This is a genomic window from Mesorhizobium sp. C264A (assembly GCF_040324515.1).
Taxonomy (GTDB): Bacteria; Pseudomonadota; Alphaproteobacteria; order Rhizobiales; family Rhizobiaceae; genus Mesorhizobium.
In genome coordinates this window covers 2,570,781-2,589,190 of record NZ_JAMYVY010000002.1, presented here as the reverse complement: position 1 = coordinate 2,589,190, position 18,410 = coordinate 2,570,781, and the positions used below count along the sequence as shown (strand labels likewise).

The following is an 18,410-nucleotide window of genomic DNA, read 5'->3' as shown; positions in this document are numbered from 1 at the left end:
GCCATGCCGATGATCGATTTCTTTTCCCAAAAGCAGCACCGACGCAGCGCAGCCTTGGCAGCTTGCGTCATCGCCGCCACCGTCCTTGCCGGCGGCACTGTCCGCGCGGAAGAAGCGGTGCGGCAGGTTCTGCCTGGCGGGCAACAGCCGGCGGCAGTGCAGCAGCTGGTCCGCGAGAAGGTGCCCGATGAAAGCGAGATCCAGCGCTTCTGCTCCAACATCGCCGACGCCGCCCGCGACCGCCGTTACGCGCTGCAGGCCGAAGAGCTGAAGCAGCTGCAGGCCGGCATCGACCTCCGCATGAAGGCGCTGGACGACAAGCGCGCCGAATACGAGCAATGGCTGAAGCGGCGTGAAGTCTTCCTGGCCCGCGCCGAGGATGGCGTCGTCAAGATCTATGCCGGCATGAAACCGGATGCCGCGGCCGAGCGCCTGGCCATGGTCAACGCCGATCTCGCCGCCGCCATCCTGATGAAACTCGATTCGCGCAAAGCCGGCGTCATTCTCAACGAGATGGACCAGAAGGCAGCGGCCACACTCACCGGCATCATGGCCAGCGCGGCCCGAAGGGTAGATCCGTCATGAAGTCGCATATTCTCGCCCTGGTCGCCACGGCTTCACTTGCCGGCTGCGCCTCCGACCCCAGGGAGATCGGCAGGGAGCCGGCGCTGTCGCCGGTTGGCACCGGCATCACCGGCAGCGTCAATGCGCCCTACTCCTATCCCGAAACGCCAGCCGCGCCGGTGAAGAAATTCTCGCTGTGGGATGATCGCCAGAGCCGGTTGTTCACCGACCCACGCGCGCTGCGCGACGGCGACATCCTCACCGTCAGGATCAAGCTCAACGACAAGGCCAACTTCAAGAACCAGAACGACCGCAGCCGCACCGCCGGTCGCAAGCTCGGCTATGACGTCAACCTCGGATGGGAAGGTGCCACCACCAGCGGCAAGGGCGACGCCGGCTTGAGTTCCACCACCGAAACCAATGCGGACGGCGAAATCAAGCGCTCGGAGAACCTCGAGCTCAACGTCGCCGCCGTCGTCACCGAAGTCCTGCCCAACGGCAATTTGATGATCCGCGGCTCGCAGGAAGTGCGCGTCAATTACGAGCTCAGGGTGCTGACCATCGCCGGCATGGTGCGTCCATCCGATATCGGCGCTGAAAACACCATCTCTTATGAACGCATCGCCGAGGCGCGCATCTCCTATGGCGGCCGCGGCCGCGTCAGCGAAATCCAGCAGCCCGCTTACGGTCAGCAGATCCTCGACCAAGTCCTCCCCTTTTAGGACTGGAGAACGGCGCCGTGGCAAATGTCGAACAGGTTCAGCAAAAAAAGGGCCCGTCGCTTGTCATCCAGCTTGCGATGCTGCTGGCGGTGACGGGCGCCGCGATTGGCATGGGCTGGATGTCCGGCGGCTATCTGAAGGGCGTCGGGGGACCGGTGCCTGTGCCCGCCGCACCGGAGAACCAGTCCAATGCCGAGCAACCGAGCAAGGCGGCCGAACATGCTCCCGGCACCGGGCCGACGCTTGTCCAGCTGGCGCCGATCACCACCAATCTGGCTTCGCCTGCTGACACCTGGATAAGGCTGGAAGCGTCGGTGGTCTACGATGCGCCGCAGCCGCCGGAACTTACCGAAAGCATTCACCAGGACCTGCTTGCCATGGTCCGCACCCTGAAGATGCATCAGATCGAAGGCGCCAGCGGCTACCAGCATTTGAAAGCCGACCTCGAGGAGCGCGCCGCAATCCGCAGCGGTGGCCATGCCAAACAGGTTCTGATCAGGACATTGCTGCTCGAATGAGAAAACTCGTCCTCGCCGCCGCGATCGTCGTCGCCGCCACCTCTGTCGCCGCCGCCCAGCAGCTCGATCTCGGCGGCATCGGCAAGGCCGACGGCGCCACCGTCGGCTATATCATCCAGATGTTCGGTCTGCTCACCGTGCTGTCGGTGGCGCCGGGCCTGTTGATCATGGTGACGAGCTTCACCCGCTTCGTCATCGCCTTCTCGATCCTGCGCGCCGGCATCGGCCTGCAGTCGACGCCGGCCAATCTGATCCTGATCTCGCTGTCGCTGTTCATGACCTTCTACGTCATGGCGCCGACCTTCGACCAGGCCTGGAACACCGGCGTCAAGCCGCTGATGGACAACCAGATCAGCCAGACCGAGGCGTTCGAAAAGATTTCGGACCCGTTCCGCACCTTCATGCTGCACAATGTCCGCGACAAGGACTTCGACCTGTTCGCCGATCTCGCCCGCGAACGCGGCCAGGTCGTTGCCAGGGACACCGTCGACCTGCGCATCCTGGTGCCGGCCTTCATGATCTCCGAAATCCGCCGCGGCTTCGAGATCGGCTTCCTGATCGTGCTGCCGTTCCTCGTCATCGACCTGATCGTCGCCACCATCACCATGGCCATGGGCATGATGATGCTGCCGCCGACCGTCGTTTCGCTGCCCTTCAAGATCCTGTTCTTCGTCCTCATCGACGGCTGGAACCTGCTTGTCGGCAGCCTGGTGCGCTCCTTCACCTGACCGTCCGCGCGCCCTTGGCGCCTTGCTAAAGTTTTATGCAATATATTTCCGGTTAACCGTCCCGTTTAGCCCTTTGGTAGGGACTTGCCCGCATATTGCTCGCAGATGGCGGGTGATCGGGTCTCACGATCATTGGCATGATGCCGCTCCGTCATACCGGAAAAGCCGGTATGTCAAAAACACCCTGTAAAAATCAAGGTACGAGTAGCCATGTCCAGTATCATGACGAACGCCTCGGCGCTGACCGCGCTGCAGAGCCTGAACAACACCAACAAATCCCTCGAGCAGACGCAGGCCCGCATCTCGACCGGCTACCGCGTTGCCACCGCTTCCGACAACGCCGCTTACTGGTCGATCGCGACCTCGATGAAGTCCGACAATAAGGCCAACTCGGCCGTGCAGGACGCCCTCGGCCTCGGCGCCGGCAAGGTCGACACCGCCTACACCGCCATCAACGACGTCAAGGACCAGGTCGACCTGATCAAGACCAAGCTGGTCACGGCCCGCAGCGCCTCGAAGGAAGATCAGCAGAAGATCGCGACCGAAATCAACGCCATCCAGGCGCAGATCAAGTCCTCGGTCGCCAACGCCAACTTCGCCGGCTCGAACCTGCTGCAGAACGACGCTGCCGCTGCGTCCGACCTGAAGATCGTTGCGGCTTACAACCGTACCGGCGCGACCGTCACCATCGACACCATCGACGTCAAGGCAGCCGATACGCAGGTTCTCGATGTCGCCGGCACGGGCGGCATCGTCGGCGGCCTGCTCGCCGCTGCCTTCTTCGACCCGAGCACCACGGCGGTTACCCCCGCCGCCATCGACACCGCGCTCGGCACTGTTGAAACCGCGCTTGCCAAGCTTTCCACCGGCGCTGCCTCGCTCGGCGCCGCCAAGTCGCGCATCGACACCCAGAAGAGCTTCCTGTCGAACCTGTCGGACTCGATCGACAAGGGCGTCGGCGCTCTGGTCGACGCCGACATGAATAAGGAATCGACCCGTCTGCAGGCCCTCCAGGTCCAGCAGCAGCTCGGCATCCAGGCGCTGTCGATCGCCAACGGCAACTCGCAGTCGATCCTGTCGCTCTTCCGCGGCTGATCTCTCGACATTACGACTGACACCATCCGTCGGGCCGCGCCAACAGCGCGGCCCGATTTCTTTTTGCGGCTGTTGATTGTCTTGCTAAATGGCTGCCGATTTTTGCTCTTGGCCAGCGCCCTGAATGGCTTGGTTTAACAGGCCGTTAACCATATCCCGGTAGTCATGGTTAACCATTCCATGGCGGGCAGACCATACGGTCGATGGGCTTATGCCTACCCCCTTGATGAAGTTGATCCGGCGTGTTCGGGACACGCCAGTGTTTGAAAAGGGGTAAATATCTTGGCTAGCATCATGACGAACGCTTCGGCTCTGACCGCGCTGCAGAGCCTGAACAACACCAACAAGCAGCTTGAAACCACCCAGTCACGCATTTCGACCGGCTACCGCGTCGCCACCGCCAGCGACAACGCCGCCTACTGGTCGATCGCCACCACGATGAAGTCCGACAACAAGGCGCTTTCGGCCGTTCAGGACGCGCTTGGCCTCGGCGCCGGCAAGGTCGACACCGCCTACACCGCCATCACCGACATCAAGGACCAGGTCGACCTGATCAAGGCCAAGCTGGTCACTGCACGCAGCGCCAGCAAGGACGACCAGCAGAAGATCGCCACTGAGATCAAGGCTATCCAGGACCAGATCAAGTCGTCGGTCACCAACGCCTCCTATGCCGGCTCGAACCTGCTGCAGAACGACGCTGCCGCGACCTCCGACCTGAAGATCGTCGCGTCCTATAACCGCACCGGCACGACCGTCGCCATCGACACCATCGACGTCAAGGCGGCCGACACGCAGGTCCTCGATCTTCCCGGCACCGGCGGCATCGTCGGCGCTCTGCTGGCGACGACCTTCTTCGATCCCAGCACAACCCAGGTCCTTCCGGCAGCCATCGACACCGCACTTGGCGCCGTTGAAACGGCGCTTGCCAAGCTGTCCACGGGCGCTGCCTATCTCGGCGCCGCCAAGTCGCGCATCGATACCCAGAAGAGCTTCCTGTCGAACCTGTCGGACTCGATCGACAAGGGCGTCGGCGCGCTGGTCGACGCCGACATGAACAAGGAATCGACGCGGCTGCAGGCCCTACAGGTCCAGCAGCAGCTCGGCATCCAGTCGCTGTCGATCGCCAACGGCAACTCGCAGTCGATCCTGGCGCTGTTCAAGCAGTAAGCCTGACCCGGCTTTCTCCTTCTTGAATTGAAGGGCCGCGCCGACAGCGCGGCCCTTTCGCTTTGTGGCTGTGTTTTGACGCATGTCGTTGACCCGGAACCGCTGCACTTCCGGGCGACATGCTCTATCATCTTCGCACAAGCTTCGCGGTCTAGTGTTCCCACGGAATATCATGCTGGGAGCGCTTGAATCGTGCCGCAACAGATCCAGAGCATCATCTCGAATCTCAGGGCATTTGGCGTCAGGCGCCTTGCCATGCTGGCCGGCATTGCCGCATTGGTGATGGCCGTCATCGGCATCGGCTCGGTCTATCTCAACCGCCCTGCCTATGAGACGCTCTATGTCGGGCTCGATCGCTCCGACGTGAACCAGATCGGCCTGGTGCTCGGCGAGGCCGGCATCGGCTTCGACGTCGGCTCCGACGGCACCTCCGTGCTGGTGCCGGCCGGCACCACCGCGCAGGCGCGCATGCTGCTCGCCGAAAAGGGCCTGCCGACCAGCGCCAATGCCGGCTACGAACTGTTCGACAATGTCGGCTCGCTCGGGCTGACCTCCTTCATGCAGCAGATCACCCGCGTGCGCGCCCTGGAAGGCGAGATCGCCCGCACCATCCAGTCGATATCCGGCATCAAGGCGGCCCGCGTTCACATCGTCATGTCCGAGCGCGCCAATTTCCGCCGCGACGAACAGCAGCCCTCCGCCTCGGTGGTCATCCGCTACTCCGGCATCGATGCTGAAAAGAGCGCCATGTCGATCCGCCATCTCGTCGCCGCCGCCGTGCCGGGCCTGTCGGCCGACAAGGTTACCGTGCTCGATTCCAACGGCAATCTTCTCGCCGCCGGCGACGATCCCTCCAACACAAGTGCTGCCCGCACGCTCGGCGTCGAGCAGACCGTCGAGGCGCAGATCGGCGACAACATCCGCCGCGCGCTGACGCCTTATCTCGGCCCCGACAATTTCCGCGCCAGCGTCAAAGCCGACGTCAATACCGACACCCGCCAGACCGAAGAGACGATCTTCGATCCGGAGTCACGCGTGGAGCGTTCCGTGCAGTCGGTGCGCGCCAACGAAAACAGCAACCAGAGGCAGGCCTCGACCCCGGCCACCGTCGAGCAGAACCTGCCCGAGACCCAGGCGACCAGCACCGATGGTCCGCAGACGTCATCGGAGAATGATCGCAAGGAGGAGATCACCAATTACGAGATCAACTCCAAGAAGATCGCCACAGTCTCCAACGGCTATTCCGTCACCAAGATGTCGATCGCCGTCGTCGTCAACCAGCAGCGGCTGATGACCATCCTCGGCAAGGACGCCACACCCGAACAGATCGCCAAGCGCGTCGCCGACATCCAGAAAATGGTCGCCTCGGCCACCGGCTTCGACGACAAGCGCGGCGATATCATCGATGTCTCGGCGGTCGAGTTCATCGACGGGCTGGACGGCGAGCCGGTCGAACAGCCGGGCATAATGGCGTCGATCGGAACCCATGCCGGTACGATGATCAACGCCGGCGCGTTCATCGTCGTGGTGTTCCTGGTCGCCTTCTTCGGCCTGAGGCCGATGGCCACCGCGCTGAGCGCGCGGCCGACGCCGGCACTTGCCGGTCCGAGCTTCGACGACGTCCAGCGTTCACTGCCGACACCCGAAGCCGCCGGCGCCGAACCGGCGCCGGCTGCCTTGCCCGGCAGCCGCCCAGGCCCGACTCCACTCGACGATCTTCGTCAGAAGATCAGGCCGGCGCCGCAGGAGCGGCTTGCCCGCATGGTCGACATCAATGAGGAGCGCACCGCGCAGATCCTGCGCAAATGGGCGGCCCAGGAAGCAGCGGTATAGACCATGGCCTCGGCAGCGCTTTTCGACCTTTTGCCGGATTTCGGCGCACGCAGCCAGCGTGCCGGCCAGCCCTCGCTCGCGGCCATGGCCGAGCCAAGGCCGGAGACGTCGGCGCCGCAGGCCGACATCGGCGCGCTGATCGCCGAAGCGGTCATCGATGCCGAAGCCGCCCTTGAAGCCCGCCTTGCCATCGCCCACCAGGCAGCGCTCGAGGCACAGAGACAGGCCAACGCCGATGAAGCAAAGGCGTTTCTGGAAACTTTCGGCGGCGATGTCGGCGCGGTCGTCACTGCCCGTATCGAGATCATGGAGGCCAAGGTCAGCGACCTCGTCGGCGCCACCATTGCGCGCATCATTGGCGGCCTTGTCAGCGACGATCTGCAGAAGCGTTCGCTGGAAGCCCTTGCCGGCACGATCCGCGAAGCCGTCGGCGACAGCGAGGCGGTGCGCATCGCCGTGCGCGGACCGCTGTCATTGTTCGAGACGCTGAAGGCTTCGCTCGGCCCACGCGCGGCCAATCTCGATTTCGTCGAGGCACCCGGCTTCGACCTTACCGTCGCCATTGACGAGGCGGTGTTCGAAACCCGCATTGCCGAATGGTCGGCCGCCTTGTCCGAGGCCCTATCATGAGCGAAGGCCCTCTTACGAACGAGTGGACGTCATGAGCGTTGTCGAGGCCGCAGACGCCAGGCATGAGATCATCATCGTGCGGCGCAATCACGACGACCACGACGACGCCCACCATGGCGGCGTCTGGAAGATTGCCTTTGCCGATTTCATGACCGCCATGATGTGCTTCTTCCTCGTCATGTGGCTGATCAACGCCGCCAACGAGCAGACCAAGGCGGCCGTTGCCAGCTACTTCAATCCGGTCAAGCTGGTCGATCGCAACGCCAGCCGCAAGGGCCTCGAAGACCTCGGCGATGGCCCGAGCAAGGTCGGGCTGACGGCGGACGACCCGCGGGACAAGACCAGCAAGGCCGGACAGGACGGCATCGGCGGCGCCGGCACCTCGGACAAGAAGCAATCGAAGGAATCGGCGCCGAAGACCGATCTTTCCGACGAGCATCTGTTTGCCGATCCCTATGCGGTGCTGTCGGAAATCGCCACCGACACCGGCGTCATGCAAAATGTCAGCGAGAAGGGCGATGGCGGCGCGCAGGCGTCCGGCCCGGCTACCGGCGCATCCGGTGGCCAATCCTACCGCGACCCGTTCGCGCCGGATTTCTGGTCGCAGCAGGTGGCTGCACCAGGCGCCGAAGCCACCGCCGAACGCACCAAGATCGAAGGCGATCCGCTGAAGCCGGGTGACAAGGCGGCACAGACGCAAGTGGCGGAGGTGAAGGCCGTGCCGGCCGCGCCGCCAGTGGCCGCGGCGCCGCTCGAGCCGCTGGCGAAATCCGTTTCAGATAAGCCACTGACCAAGGCTGAAGCCAAGGCAGAGGCCAAGGCTGAAGCAGCGAAGGCCCAGATTGCAAAGGCCGAAGCCGCCGAAGCACAACCCGCACCCAAACCCGAAGCCGCGGAAAAGGCGCCGACGGCCGCCACTGTTAAAGCCGCGGCGCAGGTCAAGCAGGAACTGGCCGAGGCCTTCAAGCCAGGCGACAAATTGCACGATGGCGTCTCCGTCGAAGCTACCGACAAGGGTGTCGTCATTTCGATCACGGACCAGTTCGATTTCGGCATGTTCGAGATCGGATCGGCGGTGCCTAGGCGTGAACTGGTGCTGGCGATGGAAAAGATCGGCCGCATCGTCAACGAGCAGAAAGGCACGATCAGCATCAACGGCCACACCGACGCGCGGCCGTTCCGCAGCGACACTTACGACAATTGGCGGCTGTCCACGGCGCGCGCCCATTCCGCCTACTACATGCTGGTTCGCGGCGGCGTCGACGAGCGCCGCATCACCGAGGTCGCCGGCTTCGCCGACCGCGAGCCGAAAATCGCGGCCGACCCGATGGCTGCAGCGAACCGCCGCATCGAAATCCTGATGGCGACCGACGGATGAGGCGCGCCGCCATCATCGGCGGCGTCGGGCTGCTGCTGCTGCTGCTGAGCGCTGTCCATCCGCCATCGGCCTTCGCCGAGGACGGCTTGCAGCCCTATCAGCTGGTGCGCTCGCTGCAGCTTGTGCAGGACCGCATCGCCGCCGGCGATCACGCCGCGCTGCCGATGCAGGCCAAGCTGCTCGAAATGGCCGACACAAGGCTGCGCGTGGCGGACGCAGACGATTTCAGCGACCCGAAGAATTTTCGCGCCTTGCTGGTCTATGGCATGAGTGGCGGCAACCCCGTCACCGTCGAGGCGGCGGTGTCGCGCGCCAAGGCCGACCCGCAAAGCCTGGCCATCGCCAAGGGCATTGTCGATTATCTGAACGGCCGGCCGGCGGCTGCGATCGAGGCGCTGAAGCCGATCGATCCGATAACACTGCCCGCCGATCTCGGTGCCTTTCTGGCGCTGGTCAAGGGCTCGCTTCTCGCCACCGAGCAACCGGTCAGCGCGCTTGCGCTGCTCGACGATGCTCGCCTGCTCAGCCCCGGCACGCTGGTCGAGGAAGCAGCGCTGCGCCGCTCGGTCGGCATCGCCGCCGCGCAAGGCGACGGTGCGCGTTTCGCGCTTGCCTCAACCCAATATGTCGAAGACTACCTCTATTCGCCCTATGCCAGCCAGTTCGCCGACGCATTCGTCTCCGGCGTCATCACGCTGCACATGGCAATCAGCCAGGACAAGCTCGCCGACATCACCGCAATGATGGATCCCGAGCGCGAGAAGGTGATCTATCTGCGCATCGCCCGCCGCGCCGCGATCGACGGCTTTGCCGATCTCTCCGCCTTCGCCTCGGCCAGGGCTGAACGGGGCCGCGACGGCATCCACAATCAGGACGATCCGCGCGCCCAGCTCTATTCCAGCCTGTCCACGGTAACGTCCGGCACCATCGGCGAGGTCCGCGCCAAGTTGGACAAGATCGATCGCAACCAGCTTTCGCAAAGCGACCGCGACCTGCTCGATGCCGCGCAGGCCGTGGCCGGTGAAGTCATCGCCCCGCCGGCGCCGTTGCCTGCCGAAAAGCCCGCACCTGCCGCGGCCAGGCAGGAGCCGGTCAAGACCGCGGCAGTGGAAAAACCCGACGAGCCAGAGCTGCCGCCGGTCGAAGGCGCGATGCCGGAACAGCCAGCCGTCACAACATCGAGTGAACCGGCAGCAACCGACCGACCGAAGGCGGCAAGTGAACCGGCCGCGCAGGCACCAAGCACGCCAGAGGCAAAGGCGGCGGAAATGCCTGCAGTCGCCTCCGCCAGCGATGCGGCTCCGGTCGTGCCGGCATCGGCGCCGGCCCCCGCCGCCGTAGAGCCAGCCGATCCCACCGACGCCGCCATGGCGAGGACGCGTCGCCAGCTCGATTTGATCGACCAGATGCTTGGAGCAGCCCCGAAATGACCACCAATGTTGGCCAGGCCCTGCCGGCTCCCGCGCACGCCGGATCGAAGCAGTCGGCCTCAAACGCCAAGGGCGGCGACAAAAGCTTCGGCGACATGGTGCGCGGCGACGACGATGCGCCGACACCGATAGGCCAGGGAGCAATTGAGGCCGCGTCGCACGAGCTGCATTGGGCCAAACGCAGCCCTGCCGGTCCCGGCAAAAGCGAAATCCCACACACCCAGTCTGGCAAAACGGGGACGAAATCCGCTGCCGGCAAGGCCGCAAAAGAACATGCCGATAGTGGCCCGGACAAACCATCCAAGGACGCTGAGGTGGCCGGACGAGACGCGGATGCAGGATCGCTGCAGGATCATTTGCCACTGGTGCTGGCGTTGCACGATATCAGGCATTTCTCAACGGTCCGGACAAGCGGGAACGGCATCGCGACGAATGGACAGACTGGGCAACCGGCGCCCGCTGGCGAGGCCATTTCTGCACAGACGTCGCCTCTGAAGAGACACCGCGCAGCGTCCGGCATTGACGATAGACTCGACACGACGACGCGATCGGAACGGGCCAAGCCCGGTACCAGCGTTTCCGCACAGGATCAGGGGCAAAAGCTGCCCGCGATCGGGCTCCAGTCCGGCAAACTGCCGCACCAGGATGGTCCGACGCCTCCTCTACCGGCGGACCAGACGGCAAGCGACGTTTCGGCACCCGAGGCAAAACGGTCCGCGCCGTCGGCGAAGTCCGTCGATGGAGCCCATTCCGCGGCATCGTCCACACAGGGAAACCAGCCGCCATTCGCTGCGCGCGTCGACATTGTCGCCGAACAGAGCTTCCCCGCGCCGGCGCATAGTCCGATAAACCAAACGACTTCGGCGCTTATCGTCGCGCTGGCTTCGGACAACGGCCTGCGGCCAGCCGTTTCGACGCCGTCAACGACCGCCCAGACGGGCGGTTCTGTTGCCGTTCCGACACATATATTGAAGATCGAGCTTCACCCGGCAGAGCTCGGCATGGTCACCGCCAGTCTGAGGCTTTCCGGAGAACAACTTTCGATAGAATTGAAGCCCGAAACCCATGAGGCTTACCGCCGTCTCGCCACCGATAGCGACGCCATCGTGAAGTCGTTGCGCGGGCTCGGCTTCGATGTCGACAAGGTCACCATCCTGCAACCCTCGATAGCGATCCACGCAGCGGCCCGCAGCGATGCAGCGAACTCGCAGCCAATGCCGCAAGGCCGCGACCAGTCCGCTTTTCAGCCCGGAAACTCGAGCGGCAACAATACGGGTTCGGGCGGCCAGCAGTCGGGAAGAAACCGCAATGACGATGCCCAGGAATTCGGCCGCGCTGGCGCGCCTGCTGGCGAGCGCGCTGGCGACGATATGTTTATCTAGCCTCGCCACCAAGCCGGCCACCGCCGCCACCAACCCTTGCGAGCCCGAGATTTTGCGTGCCGCCGACCGCTATGGCGTGCCCGCCGGCATCCTCTATGCGGTCGGGCTGACCGAGACCGGCAAGAAGGGTAGCTTGCAACCTAATGCGCTGAATATACAGGGGAAAGCGGTATTTCCAAGGAACCGCACCGAGGCCATGGCCACCTTCGAAGCAGCCCGGCGCGAGGGCAAGACACTCATCGATCTCGGCTGCATGCAGATCAACCATCACTATCACGCCGCGCATTTCCGCAGCGTCGACGACATGCTCGACCCGCGCCAGAATGTCGACTATGCCGCGCGCTTCCTGGCCAGCCTGCATGCGCGTCATGTCAGCTGGTCGATGGCCGTCGCCCGCTACCACGCCGGCCCCGACAATGACCCCGCGCAGAAATTCTATGTCTGCCGCGTCATCGCCAATATGGTCGCCGCCGGCTTCGGCAAATGGACCCCGAACGCCCGCAACTTTTGCAACCCTTAGGTGAATCATCTCTTGCGAACGGCTGCAAATCCACGCCCGGCGGGTGACGTGCCACGTCACCCGTTCGGCAACCAACGATACAACCTCCTGATTGCGGTTATTTCGAAACTCGAAATAACTCCCAAGAAAATAGCTACAAGAAATGATGGTTGTTCAGGATTCCCGGCACCGGTTACGGCTCTTCCCACGGGGCAGATGATCTGATTCGGAGGCGGGGCCGATGATTGTAATCGTTGACGAGCGTGAGCTCGTAACTGAAGGCTATAATTCACTTTTCGATCGTGAGGGCGTCGCCTGTGCAGGCTTCGCGTCCGGTGAATTCGGCGAGTGGGTGACATCGGCCGCCGACACGGATTTGCGATCGGTCCGAGCCTTCCTCATCGGCGACTGCCGCGAAGGCGCCATCTCGCCACGCCAGATCCGCGACCGCACCGGCGCTCCGGTTATCGCGCTCAGCGAACAGCACTCGCTTGAAAATACGCTGCGGCTGTTCGAGAGCGGTGTCGACGACGTCATCCGCAAGCCGGTCCATATCCGGGAGATCCTGGCCCGCATCACCGCCATCCGCCGCCGCGCCCATGAGGACGTCAGCTATACCGAGATCGGCGCCATGCGCATCTTCATGGACGGCCGCGATCCCGAGATCGATGGCCAGCCGTTGCCTCTGCCGCGCCGCGAACGCCGCATCCTCGAATATCTGGCGAGCAACCGCGGACGCCGCGTCACCAAGACCCAGGTCTTCAACGCCATCTACGGCATCTTCGACGAAGAGGTCGAGGAGAACGTCGTCGAGAGCCACATCTCCAAATTGCGCAAGAAGCTGCGCGAAAAGCTCGGCCAGGACCCGATAGATTCCAAGCGCTTCCTTGGCTACCGGCTGGTGTTCTGATGGCGGTCTGCGCCAGCCTCGCGCAAGACAGAAATTATATCCTCGCGACCACAGACATAGGCCCAACGATGTTGGGCATTGAGGAGACGTTCGATGAGCCTTTACGGAATGATGCGGACCGGCGTTTCCGGCATGAACGCGCAGGCCAACCGCCTTTCGGCCACAGCCGACAACATCGCCAATTCCGACACCACCGGCTACAAGCGATCCTCGGCCGAGTTTTCGACGCTGATCATGCCGCAGGTCGGCGGCGCCTATAATTCCGGCGGCGTCAACACCACCATCCGCTCGGCCATCAGCGCCCAGGGCGTGCTGCAGTACACGACCTCGGTTTCCGACCTTGCGGTCAACGGCAACGGTTTCTTCGTCGTCCAGGACCCCAGCGGAACGCCTTTCCTCACCCGCGCCGGCGCATTCGTTCCCGACGCTCAGGGCAGACTGGTCAACGCCGCCGGCTACCAGCTGATGGCCTACAGCTACGCCAACGGCACACCGGCTGCCACCGCCAACGGTTTCGAAGGGCTGGTGCCGGTCCAGATCTCCGACCAGGAAATGACCGCGACGCCCAGCACCGCGGGCAACTTCAACGCCAATCTGCCGGCCGGCGCCACGCCGCCCGCCGGTCCGCTGCCGTCCACCAACAGCCCGACCGCCGAATACACGTCGAAATCCTCGATGGTCACCTACGACAATCTCGGCAACAAGAAGCTGCTCGACCTCTATTTCACCAACACCGGCACCGGCGCCTGGTCGGTCTCTGTGTTCGACCAGTCCCAGGCGACGCCGGGCACATCCTTCCCCTATACGGGCGGCGCGCTGGCCACGGCCAACCTGACCTTCGACACCACCACCGGCAAGCTAACCGGCGCGGTCGACAGCATAACGATCCCCGTACCGGGCGGTGCGTCGCTCGACCTCGATTTGTCCAAGCTGACTCAGCTCGGCACCGGCTTCACGGTCTCCGAAGCCAAGGTCAACGGCAACGCGCCCAGCACGATCGAAAAGATCCAGATCGGCGAGGACGGAGTCATTTACGCCCAGTATCAGGACGGCTCGACCAAGCCGCTGTTCAAGATCCCACTGGCCGACGTCCAGAGCGCCGACAACCTCACCGCACTGCCTGGCAATGTCTATGCGCAGTCCACCGACTCCGGCACCGTGCGCATCGGCTTCGCCAATGAAGGCAAGCTCGGCAGCATCATCTCCGGCGCGTTGGAAAATTCCAACGTCGATATCGCCGAGGAATTGACCAACATGATCGCGGCGCAGCGCAGCTACACCGCTAACTCGAAAGTGTTCCAGACCGGTTCCGACCTCATGGATGTCCTTGTCAACCTGAAGAGATAAACGACGGGCGCCAGGGGAATGAACCCAAACCAGAGCAGCGCGGTGCGCGGATTTCGAATTCAAGGCCACACCGGCAAACCGGCCGGGGTGGTCTGGAATTGCAGGTTTCCGAACGCCGACGCCGCCGACAGGGCAGAGACGTCATCCCCTCCCCACTGGCCTCGTGAAAGACCCGCATGTCGCTGACTTCCGCATTGACCATAGCCCAACAGTCGCTTCAGACCACATCGAAGCAGACCAGCGTCCTTTCCCGCAATATTGCCGACGCCAGCAACCCCGACTATGCCCGCCGCACGGCGGTCGTCGTCAGCAGCGCGCCCGGCGCCCGCTCGGTCGAGATCCAGCGCGCCACCAACGCCCTGCTGTTTCGCCAGAACCTTAGCGCGCAATCGGCATGGAGCGGCCAGAGCACGCTTTACAGCGGAATTGACCGCCTCGCCGTTGCCGTCAACGGCGTCGACAACGCCTCCTCTGCCTCGACCGCGATCGGCAAGCTGCAGAACGCGCTGCAGCTTTACGCCGCTACGCCATCCAACCAGAACCTCGGCTCCAGCGTCATCGACGCGGCCCAGCAGGTGGTGCGCGCTCTGAACGACGGCACCAACGCGATCCAGGATTTCCGCACCCAGGCCGATGGCGAGATATCAACGGCGGTTAACGATCTCAACTCGCTGCTTAGTCAGTTCCAGGACGCCAACAAGGCGGTCATCTCCGCAACCCGTTCGGGTACCGACGCATCCGACGCGCTCGACCAGCGCGACGCTTTGCTGAAGAAGATCGCGGACTATGTGCCGGTGTCAACCTTCACGCGGGGCGACAACGACATGGTCATCACCACCAAGGACGGCACGACACTGTTCGAGACCATTCCGCGCTCGGTAAGTTTCACCCCGTCGGCGGGCTACACGGCCGGCACACCAGGCAACACCATCTACATCGACAATGTGCCGGTCAGCGCCGGGGCTGGCGGCAACACCAGCGCCGACGGCAAGCTCGCCGGGCTCATTACCTTGCGCGACGGCGTCGCGGCGACGATGCAGAGCCAGCTCGACGAAGTGGCGCGCGGCCTCATCACCGCCTTTGCCGAAACAGCACCTTCGCAGCCCGACCGAACCGGCCTGTTCACCTGGTCGGGTGCGCCCGCCATTCCGGCCGCCGGCACGCTGATCGACGGGCTTGCCGGCTCGATCAAGGTCAACGCCGCAATGGACCCGAGCGTCGGCGGCAATCCGGTGCTGCTGCGCGACGGCGGCGCCAATGGTGCGGCGTATATCGCCAACACCGCCGGCAACGCCTCCTATTCGCAGCTCTTGATCGGCTATGGCGACAAGCTCGACAAGCCGATGCCTTTCGACGCTGCGGCCGGCATCACCGTGACGTCCAGCGTCTCCGACTACGCCGCCAATGCCATTGGCTGGTTCGAAGGCCAGCGCCAGCAGGCCTCGAGCAATGCAGACGCCAAGGAAGCGCTGGCATCGCGCACCGCCGAGGCGCTGTCCAACGACACCGGCGTCAATGTCGACCAGGAGATGTCGCTGCTGCTCGACCTCGAACACACCTATCAGGCCTCGGCGCGCATGATGAAAACCGTCGACGACATGCTGTCGGCCCTGCTCGATGCCGTGGGATAAGCCATGAAAGCCACATCCGTCTCCTCAGCCGCTCTCTCCAACGCCGCGCGCTATCAGCAGATGCGCATGCAGGGCGAACTGGTCAAAGCCACTAAGGAATCGACGACCGGCACCGTCGCCGATGTCGGTCTGGCGCTCGGCGCGCGCACCTCGCAGGCGGTCACCTTCTCGCGCGACCTCGACCGGTTGAACGTCATCATCGATTCCAATTCGCTGGTCACCGCTCGGCTGTCCTCGACGCAGGCTGCGCTTGGCCAGCTTTCCGACACTGCGCAGAATTTGCTGACCGCACTGACCGCCGCCGGCAATTCCTCGAGCACCATCACGCAGCAAGCCGGCAAGGCCGCCGTGCAGCAGATGACCTCTATCCTCAATGCCAGCGTCAACGGCGAATATCTGTTTGCCGGCACCAACACCGACGTCAAGCCGATCGACGATTTCACCGCCGCCGGCTCGCCGGCCAAGGCGGCGTTCGACGCTTCCTTCTCGTCGTATTTCGGCTTCACGCAGACCGATCCGCTCGCCGCCAACATCACCGCCGCCCAGATGGACGGCTTCATCACCAGCAATGTCGTGCCGCAGTTCATGGGCGCCGGCTGGCAGGCCAACTGGTCGAACGCCACCGACCAGCAGATCGTCAGCCGCATTTCGCTGGGCGAAACCACCCAGACCTCGGCCAGCGCCAATGAAGACAGCATCCGCAAGCTCGCCATGGCTTCCGCCCTGGTCACCGGCCTGCTCTCCGGCAACATCAGCCAGGCGGCGAAGACCACCGTCGTCGGTCGCGCCCAGGCGATGGTCGGCGAGGCGCTGGGCGGACTCGGCCAGTTGCAGGCCGAGACCGGCCTTGCCGAGAAGCGTGTTTCCGACGCGAGCGACCGCATGAAGACGCAGGTCGACCTGTTCGAGCGCCATATCCTCGATCTGGAGGGCGTCGATCCGGCCGAGGCCGCCACCCGCGTCGCGGATCTGACGCAGCATATCGAGACGTCCTTCGCGCTGACCGCGCGCCTGCAGCAGATGAGCCTGCTGAACTACCTGACCTGACAATCTCAACCGCAACGGTAGAGCCAAACGATGTACCAATTCTCCTACGCCGACATCCAGACCGACTCCGTTGCCGATGCGAAAGATCGCGAGCGGCAGCTTTTGACCCGCTCGATCGAAATGCTGGCGGCGGCGGCGGCGGTCGGCCACACCTCGATGGAGGCAGTCGAAGCGCTGCACTTCACCAACCGGGTCTGGACCACCTTCGTCGAGGATCTCGGTTCCAGCGACAATGTCCTGCCCAAGGAACTGCGCGCCAACCTCATCTCCATCGGCCTGTGGCTGCTGCGCGAGGCCGAGGACATCCGCCAGGGCCGCACCGACAATTTCGAAGGGCTGATCGAAGTGTCCCAGATCATCCGGGACGGCATTCAATGACCAACACGCTGAAGATATCGCTGAAGCCGAACGAGAAGATCTACATCAACGGCGCCGTCATCCGCGTCGACCGCAAGGTCACCGTCGAGCTGATGAACGACGTACAGTTCCTGCTCGAGAACCATGTCATCCAGGCCGACGATGCCTCGACGCCGCTCAAGCAGCTCTATTTCATCCTGCAGGTGATGCTGATGAACCCGGCCGGCGCCATCGAGGCGCGCGCCATGTTCCGCCGCTCGCTGCCCTTGCTTTTGGCAAGCTTCGAGGATGAGCAGATCAGTGGCGCGCTGAAGCAGATCGACCGCATGGTCGGCGAAGACCATATCTATGAAGCGCTGAAGGCTATCCGCGCGCTTTATCCGCTCGAACGCCGCGCACTTGGCGGCAATGACGATGTTCAGGGTGCGAAGCGCCCGCTGGCCGTGGGAGCACAATACTGATGAATGTGGACATGACGACGACGATCCCCACGGGCGCCAACCAGGGTACCCAGCAGACGTCGAAGACAGCGGTCGACTACCAGTCGTTCCTGAAGCTGTTGATCGCCGAGATGAAGAACCAGGATCCGACGAAACCGATGGATTCGACGCAGTACGTCGCCCAACTCGCCACCTTCTCGCAGGTCGAGCAATCGGTGCAGACCAACACCAAGCTCGACCAGATCATGCAGTCGTCGGCGCTGTCGCAGGCCGATGCCCTGATCGGCCGTTCGATCACCTCGGCCGACGGCAAGACGACCGGCGTCGTGGCCTCGGTCAGGCTTGCAAGCAACGGCGTGATCGCCGTGCTGCAGAACGGCACCGAAGTGCCGGTCGGCGCGGGCGTTTCGATAAAGCCGGCCAGCTAGACAGTTCCATAGAGGCGCGCTCACATGAACGAGGCCGACGCCCTAGACATCGTCCAGTATGCGGTGTGGACGGTGCTCGTCGCGTCCGCGCCGGTGGTGCTGGTTGCCATGGTGGTCGGCATCGGCATCGCGCTGATCCAGGCCCTGACCCAGATCCAGGAAATCACCCTGACCTTCGTACCCAAGATCGTAGCCATCATGCTGGTCGTGGCGCTGACCGGTCCGTTCATCGGCAGCCAGATATCGGCCTTCACCAACGTCATCTTCGAACGCATCGAAAACGGGTTCTAGGCAGCGCTTGCAG

Annotated in this window: 20 protein-coding genes; all 20 read left to right on the top strand. The window is 63.7% G+C overall.

The genetic code is table 11. The annotated features are described in order from the left end of the window. Positions 1 to 3 precede the first annotated feature (3 nt). The 20 genes from NKL04_RS31725 to fliQ all read left to right on the top strand — a co-directional run bounded on the left by NKL04_RS31725 (position 4) and on the right by fliQ (position 18,397). A complete protein-coding gene (locus NKL04_RS31725; RefSeq protein WP_027049841.1) occupies positions 4 to 585 on the top strand; it encodes a MotE family protein in 582 nt (193 codons plus the stop codon). Continuing rightward, complete coding sequence (gene flgH / locus NKL04_RS31720; RefSeq protein WP_023691727.1) at positions 582 to 1,286, top strand: flagellar basal body L-ring protein FlgH; 705 nt, start codon at positions 582 to 584, stop codon at positions 1,284 to 1,286. Before NKL04_RS31725 ends, flgH begins: the two co-directional genes overlap by 4 nt. Positions 1,287 to 1,303: 17 nt before the next feature. Then, positions 1,304 to 1,804: a flagellar basal body-associated FliL family protein gene (locus NKL04_RS31715; protein WP_023673655.1), complete on the top strand. Its 501-nt coding sequence runs from the start codon at positions 1,304 to 1,306 to the stop codon at positions 1,802 to 1,804. Further along, entirely contained in the window at positions 1,801 to 2,532 is a 732-nt protein-coding gene (fliP, locus tag NKL04_RS31710; RefSeq protein ID WP_023710973.1) for a flagellar type III secretion system pore protein FliP, read from the top strand. Before NKL04_RS31715 ends, fliP begins: the two co-directional genes overlap by 4 nt. A gap of 210 nt (positions 2,533 to 2,742) precedes the next feature. Further along, the gene (locus NKL04_RS31705; RefSeq protein WP_023683303.1) at positions 2,743 to 3,627 is read left to right on the top strand and encodes a flagellin N-terminal helical domain-containing protein; all 885 of its coding nucleotides are present in this window, start codon (positions 2,743 to 2,745) and stop codon (positions 3,625 to 3,627) included. A 282-nt stretch (positions 3,628 to 3,909) separates the two neighbouring features. Next, positions 3,910 to 4,794, top strand: coding sequence for a flagellin N-terminal helical domain-containing protein (locus NKL04_RS31700; RefSeq protein ID WP_023683302.1), 885 nt, complete (start codon positions 3,910 to 3,912; stop codon positions 4,792 to 4,794). 192 nt (positions 4,795 to 4,986) lie between these two features. Continuing rightward, on the top strand, positions 4,987 to 6,627 hold the full coding sequence (fliF, locus tag NKL04_RS31695; RefSeq protein ID WP_023683301.1) for a flagellar basal-body MS-ring/collar protein FliF: 1,641 nt from the start codon (positions 4,987 to 4,989) through the stop codon (positions 6,625 to 6,627). A 3-nt stretch (positions 6,628 to 6,630) separates the two neighbouring features. Continuing rightward, on the top strand, positions 6,631 to 7,257 hold the full coding sequence (locus NKL04_RS31690; protein WP_023701073.1) for a hypothetical protein: 627 nt from the start codon (positions 6,631 to 6,633) through the stop codon (positions 7,255 to 7,257). 31 nt (positions 7,258 to 7,288) lie between these two features. After that, positions 7,289 to 8,635: a MotB family protein gene (locus NKL04_RS31685; RefSeq protein ID WP_023701072.1), complete on the top strand. Its 1,347-nt coding sequence runs from the start codon at positions 7,289 to 7,291 to the stop codon at positions 8,633 to 8,635. Further along, entirely contained in the window at positions 8,632 to 10,065 is a 1,434-nt protein-coding gene (locus NKL04_RS31680) for a MotC family chemotaxis protein (protein WP_023701071.1), read from the top strand. The genes NKL04_RS31685 and NKL04_RS31680 overlap by 4 nt, the downstream gene beginning before the upstream one ends. Then, complete coding sequence (gene fliK / locus NKL04_RS31675) at positions 10,062 to 11,447, top strand: flagellar hook-length control protein FliK (protein WP_023701070.1); 1,386 nt, start codon at positions 10,062 to 10,064, stop codon at positions 11,445 to 11,447. Before NKL04_RS31680 ends, fliK begins: the two co-directional genes overlap by 4 nt. Beyond that, positions 11,380 to 11,967, top strand: a complete 588-nt coding sequence (locus tag NKL04_RS31670; RefSeq protein WP_023701069.1) for a transglycosylase SLT domain-containing protein — start codon at positions 11,380 to 11,382, stop codon at positions 11,965 to 11,967. Before fliK ends, NKL04_RS31670 begins: the two co-directional genes overlap by 68 nt. A 220-nt stretch (positions 11,968 to 12,187) precedes the next feature. Next, positions 12,188 to 12,856: a response regulator transcription factor gene (locus NKL04_RS31665; RefSeq protein WP_023683295.1), complete on the top strand. Its 669-nt coding sequence runs from the start codon at positions 12,188 to 12,190 to the stop codon at positions 12,854 to 12,856. 93 nt (positions 12,857 to 12,949) lie between these two features. Next, on the top strand, positions 12,950 to 14,203 hold the full coding sequence (locus NKL04_RS31660; RefSeq protein ID WP_023701068.1) for a flagellar hook protein FlgE: 1,254 nt from the start codon (positions 12,950 to 12,952) through the stop codon (positions 14,201 to 14,203). Between the two features lie 176 nt (positions 14,204 to 14,379). Then, positions 14,380 to 15,834: a flagellar hook-associated protein FlgK gene (gene flgK, locus NKL04_RS31655; RefSeq protein WP_023701067.1), complete on the top strand. Its 1,455-nt coding sequence runs from the start codon at positions 14,380 to 14,382 to the stop codon at positions 15,832 to 15,834. A gap of 3 nt (positions 15,835 to 15,837) precedes the next feature. Beyond that, positions 15,838 to 16,881, top strand: coding sequence for a flagellar hook-associated family protein (locus NKL04_RS31650; RefSeq protein ID WP_023683291.1), 1,044 nt, complete (start codon positions 15,838 to 15,840; stop codon positions 16,879 to 16,881). Between the two features lie 30 nt (positions 16,882 to 16,911). After that, entirely contained in the window at positions 16,912 to 17,259 is a 348-nt protein-coding gene (gene flaF / locus NKL04_RS31645) for a flagellar biosynthesis regulator FlaF (RefSeq protein ID WP_023671893.1), read from the top strand. Then, on the top strand, positions 17,256 to 17,699 hold the full coding sequence (gene flbT, locus NKL04_RS31640) for a flagellar biosynthesis repressor FlbT (RefSeq protein ID WP_023683290.1): 444 nt from the start codon (positions 17,256 to 17,258) through the stop codon (positions 17,697 to 17,699). Before flaF ends, flbT begins: the two co-directional genes overlap by 4 nt. Further along, complete coding sequence (gene flgD, locus NKL04_RS31635; protein WP_023683289.1) at positions 17,699 to 18,106, top strand: flagellar hook assembly protein FlgD; 408 nt, start codon at positions 17,699 to 17,701, stop codon at positions 18,104 to 18,106. The genes flbT and flgD overlap by 1 nt, the downstream gene beginning before the upstream one ends. A 24-nt stretch (positions 18,107 to 18,130) precedes the next feature. Then, positions 18,131 to 18,397, top strand: a complete 267-nt coding sequence (gene fliQ / locus NKL04_RS31630) for a flagellar biosynthesis protein FliQ (RefSeq protein ID WP_023671896.1) — start codon at positions 18,131 to 18,133, stop codon at positions 18,395 to 18,397. Positions 18,398 to 18,410 lie beyond the last annotated feature (13 nt).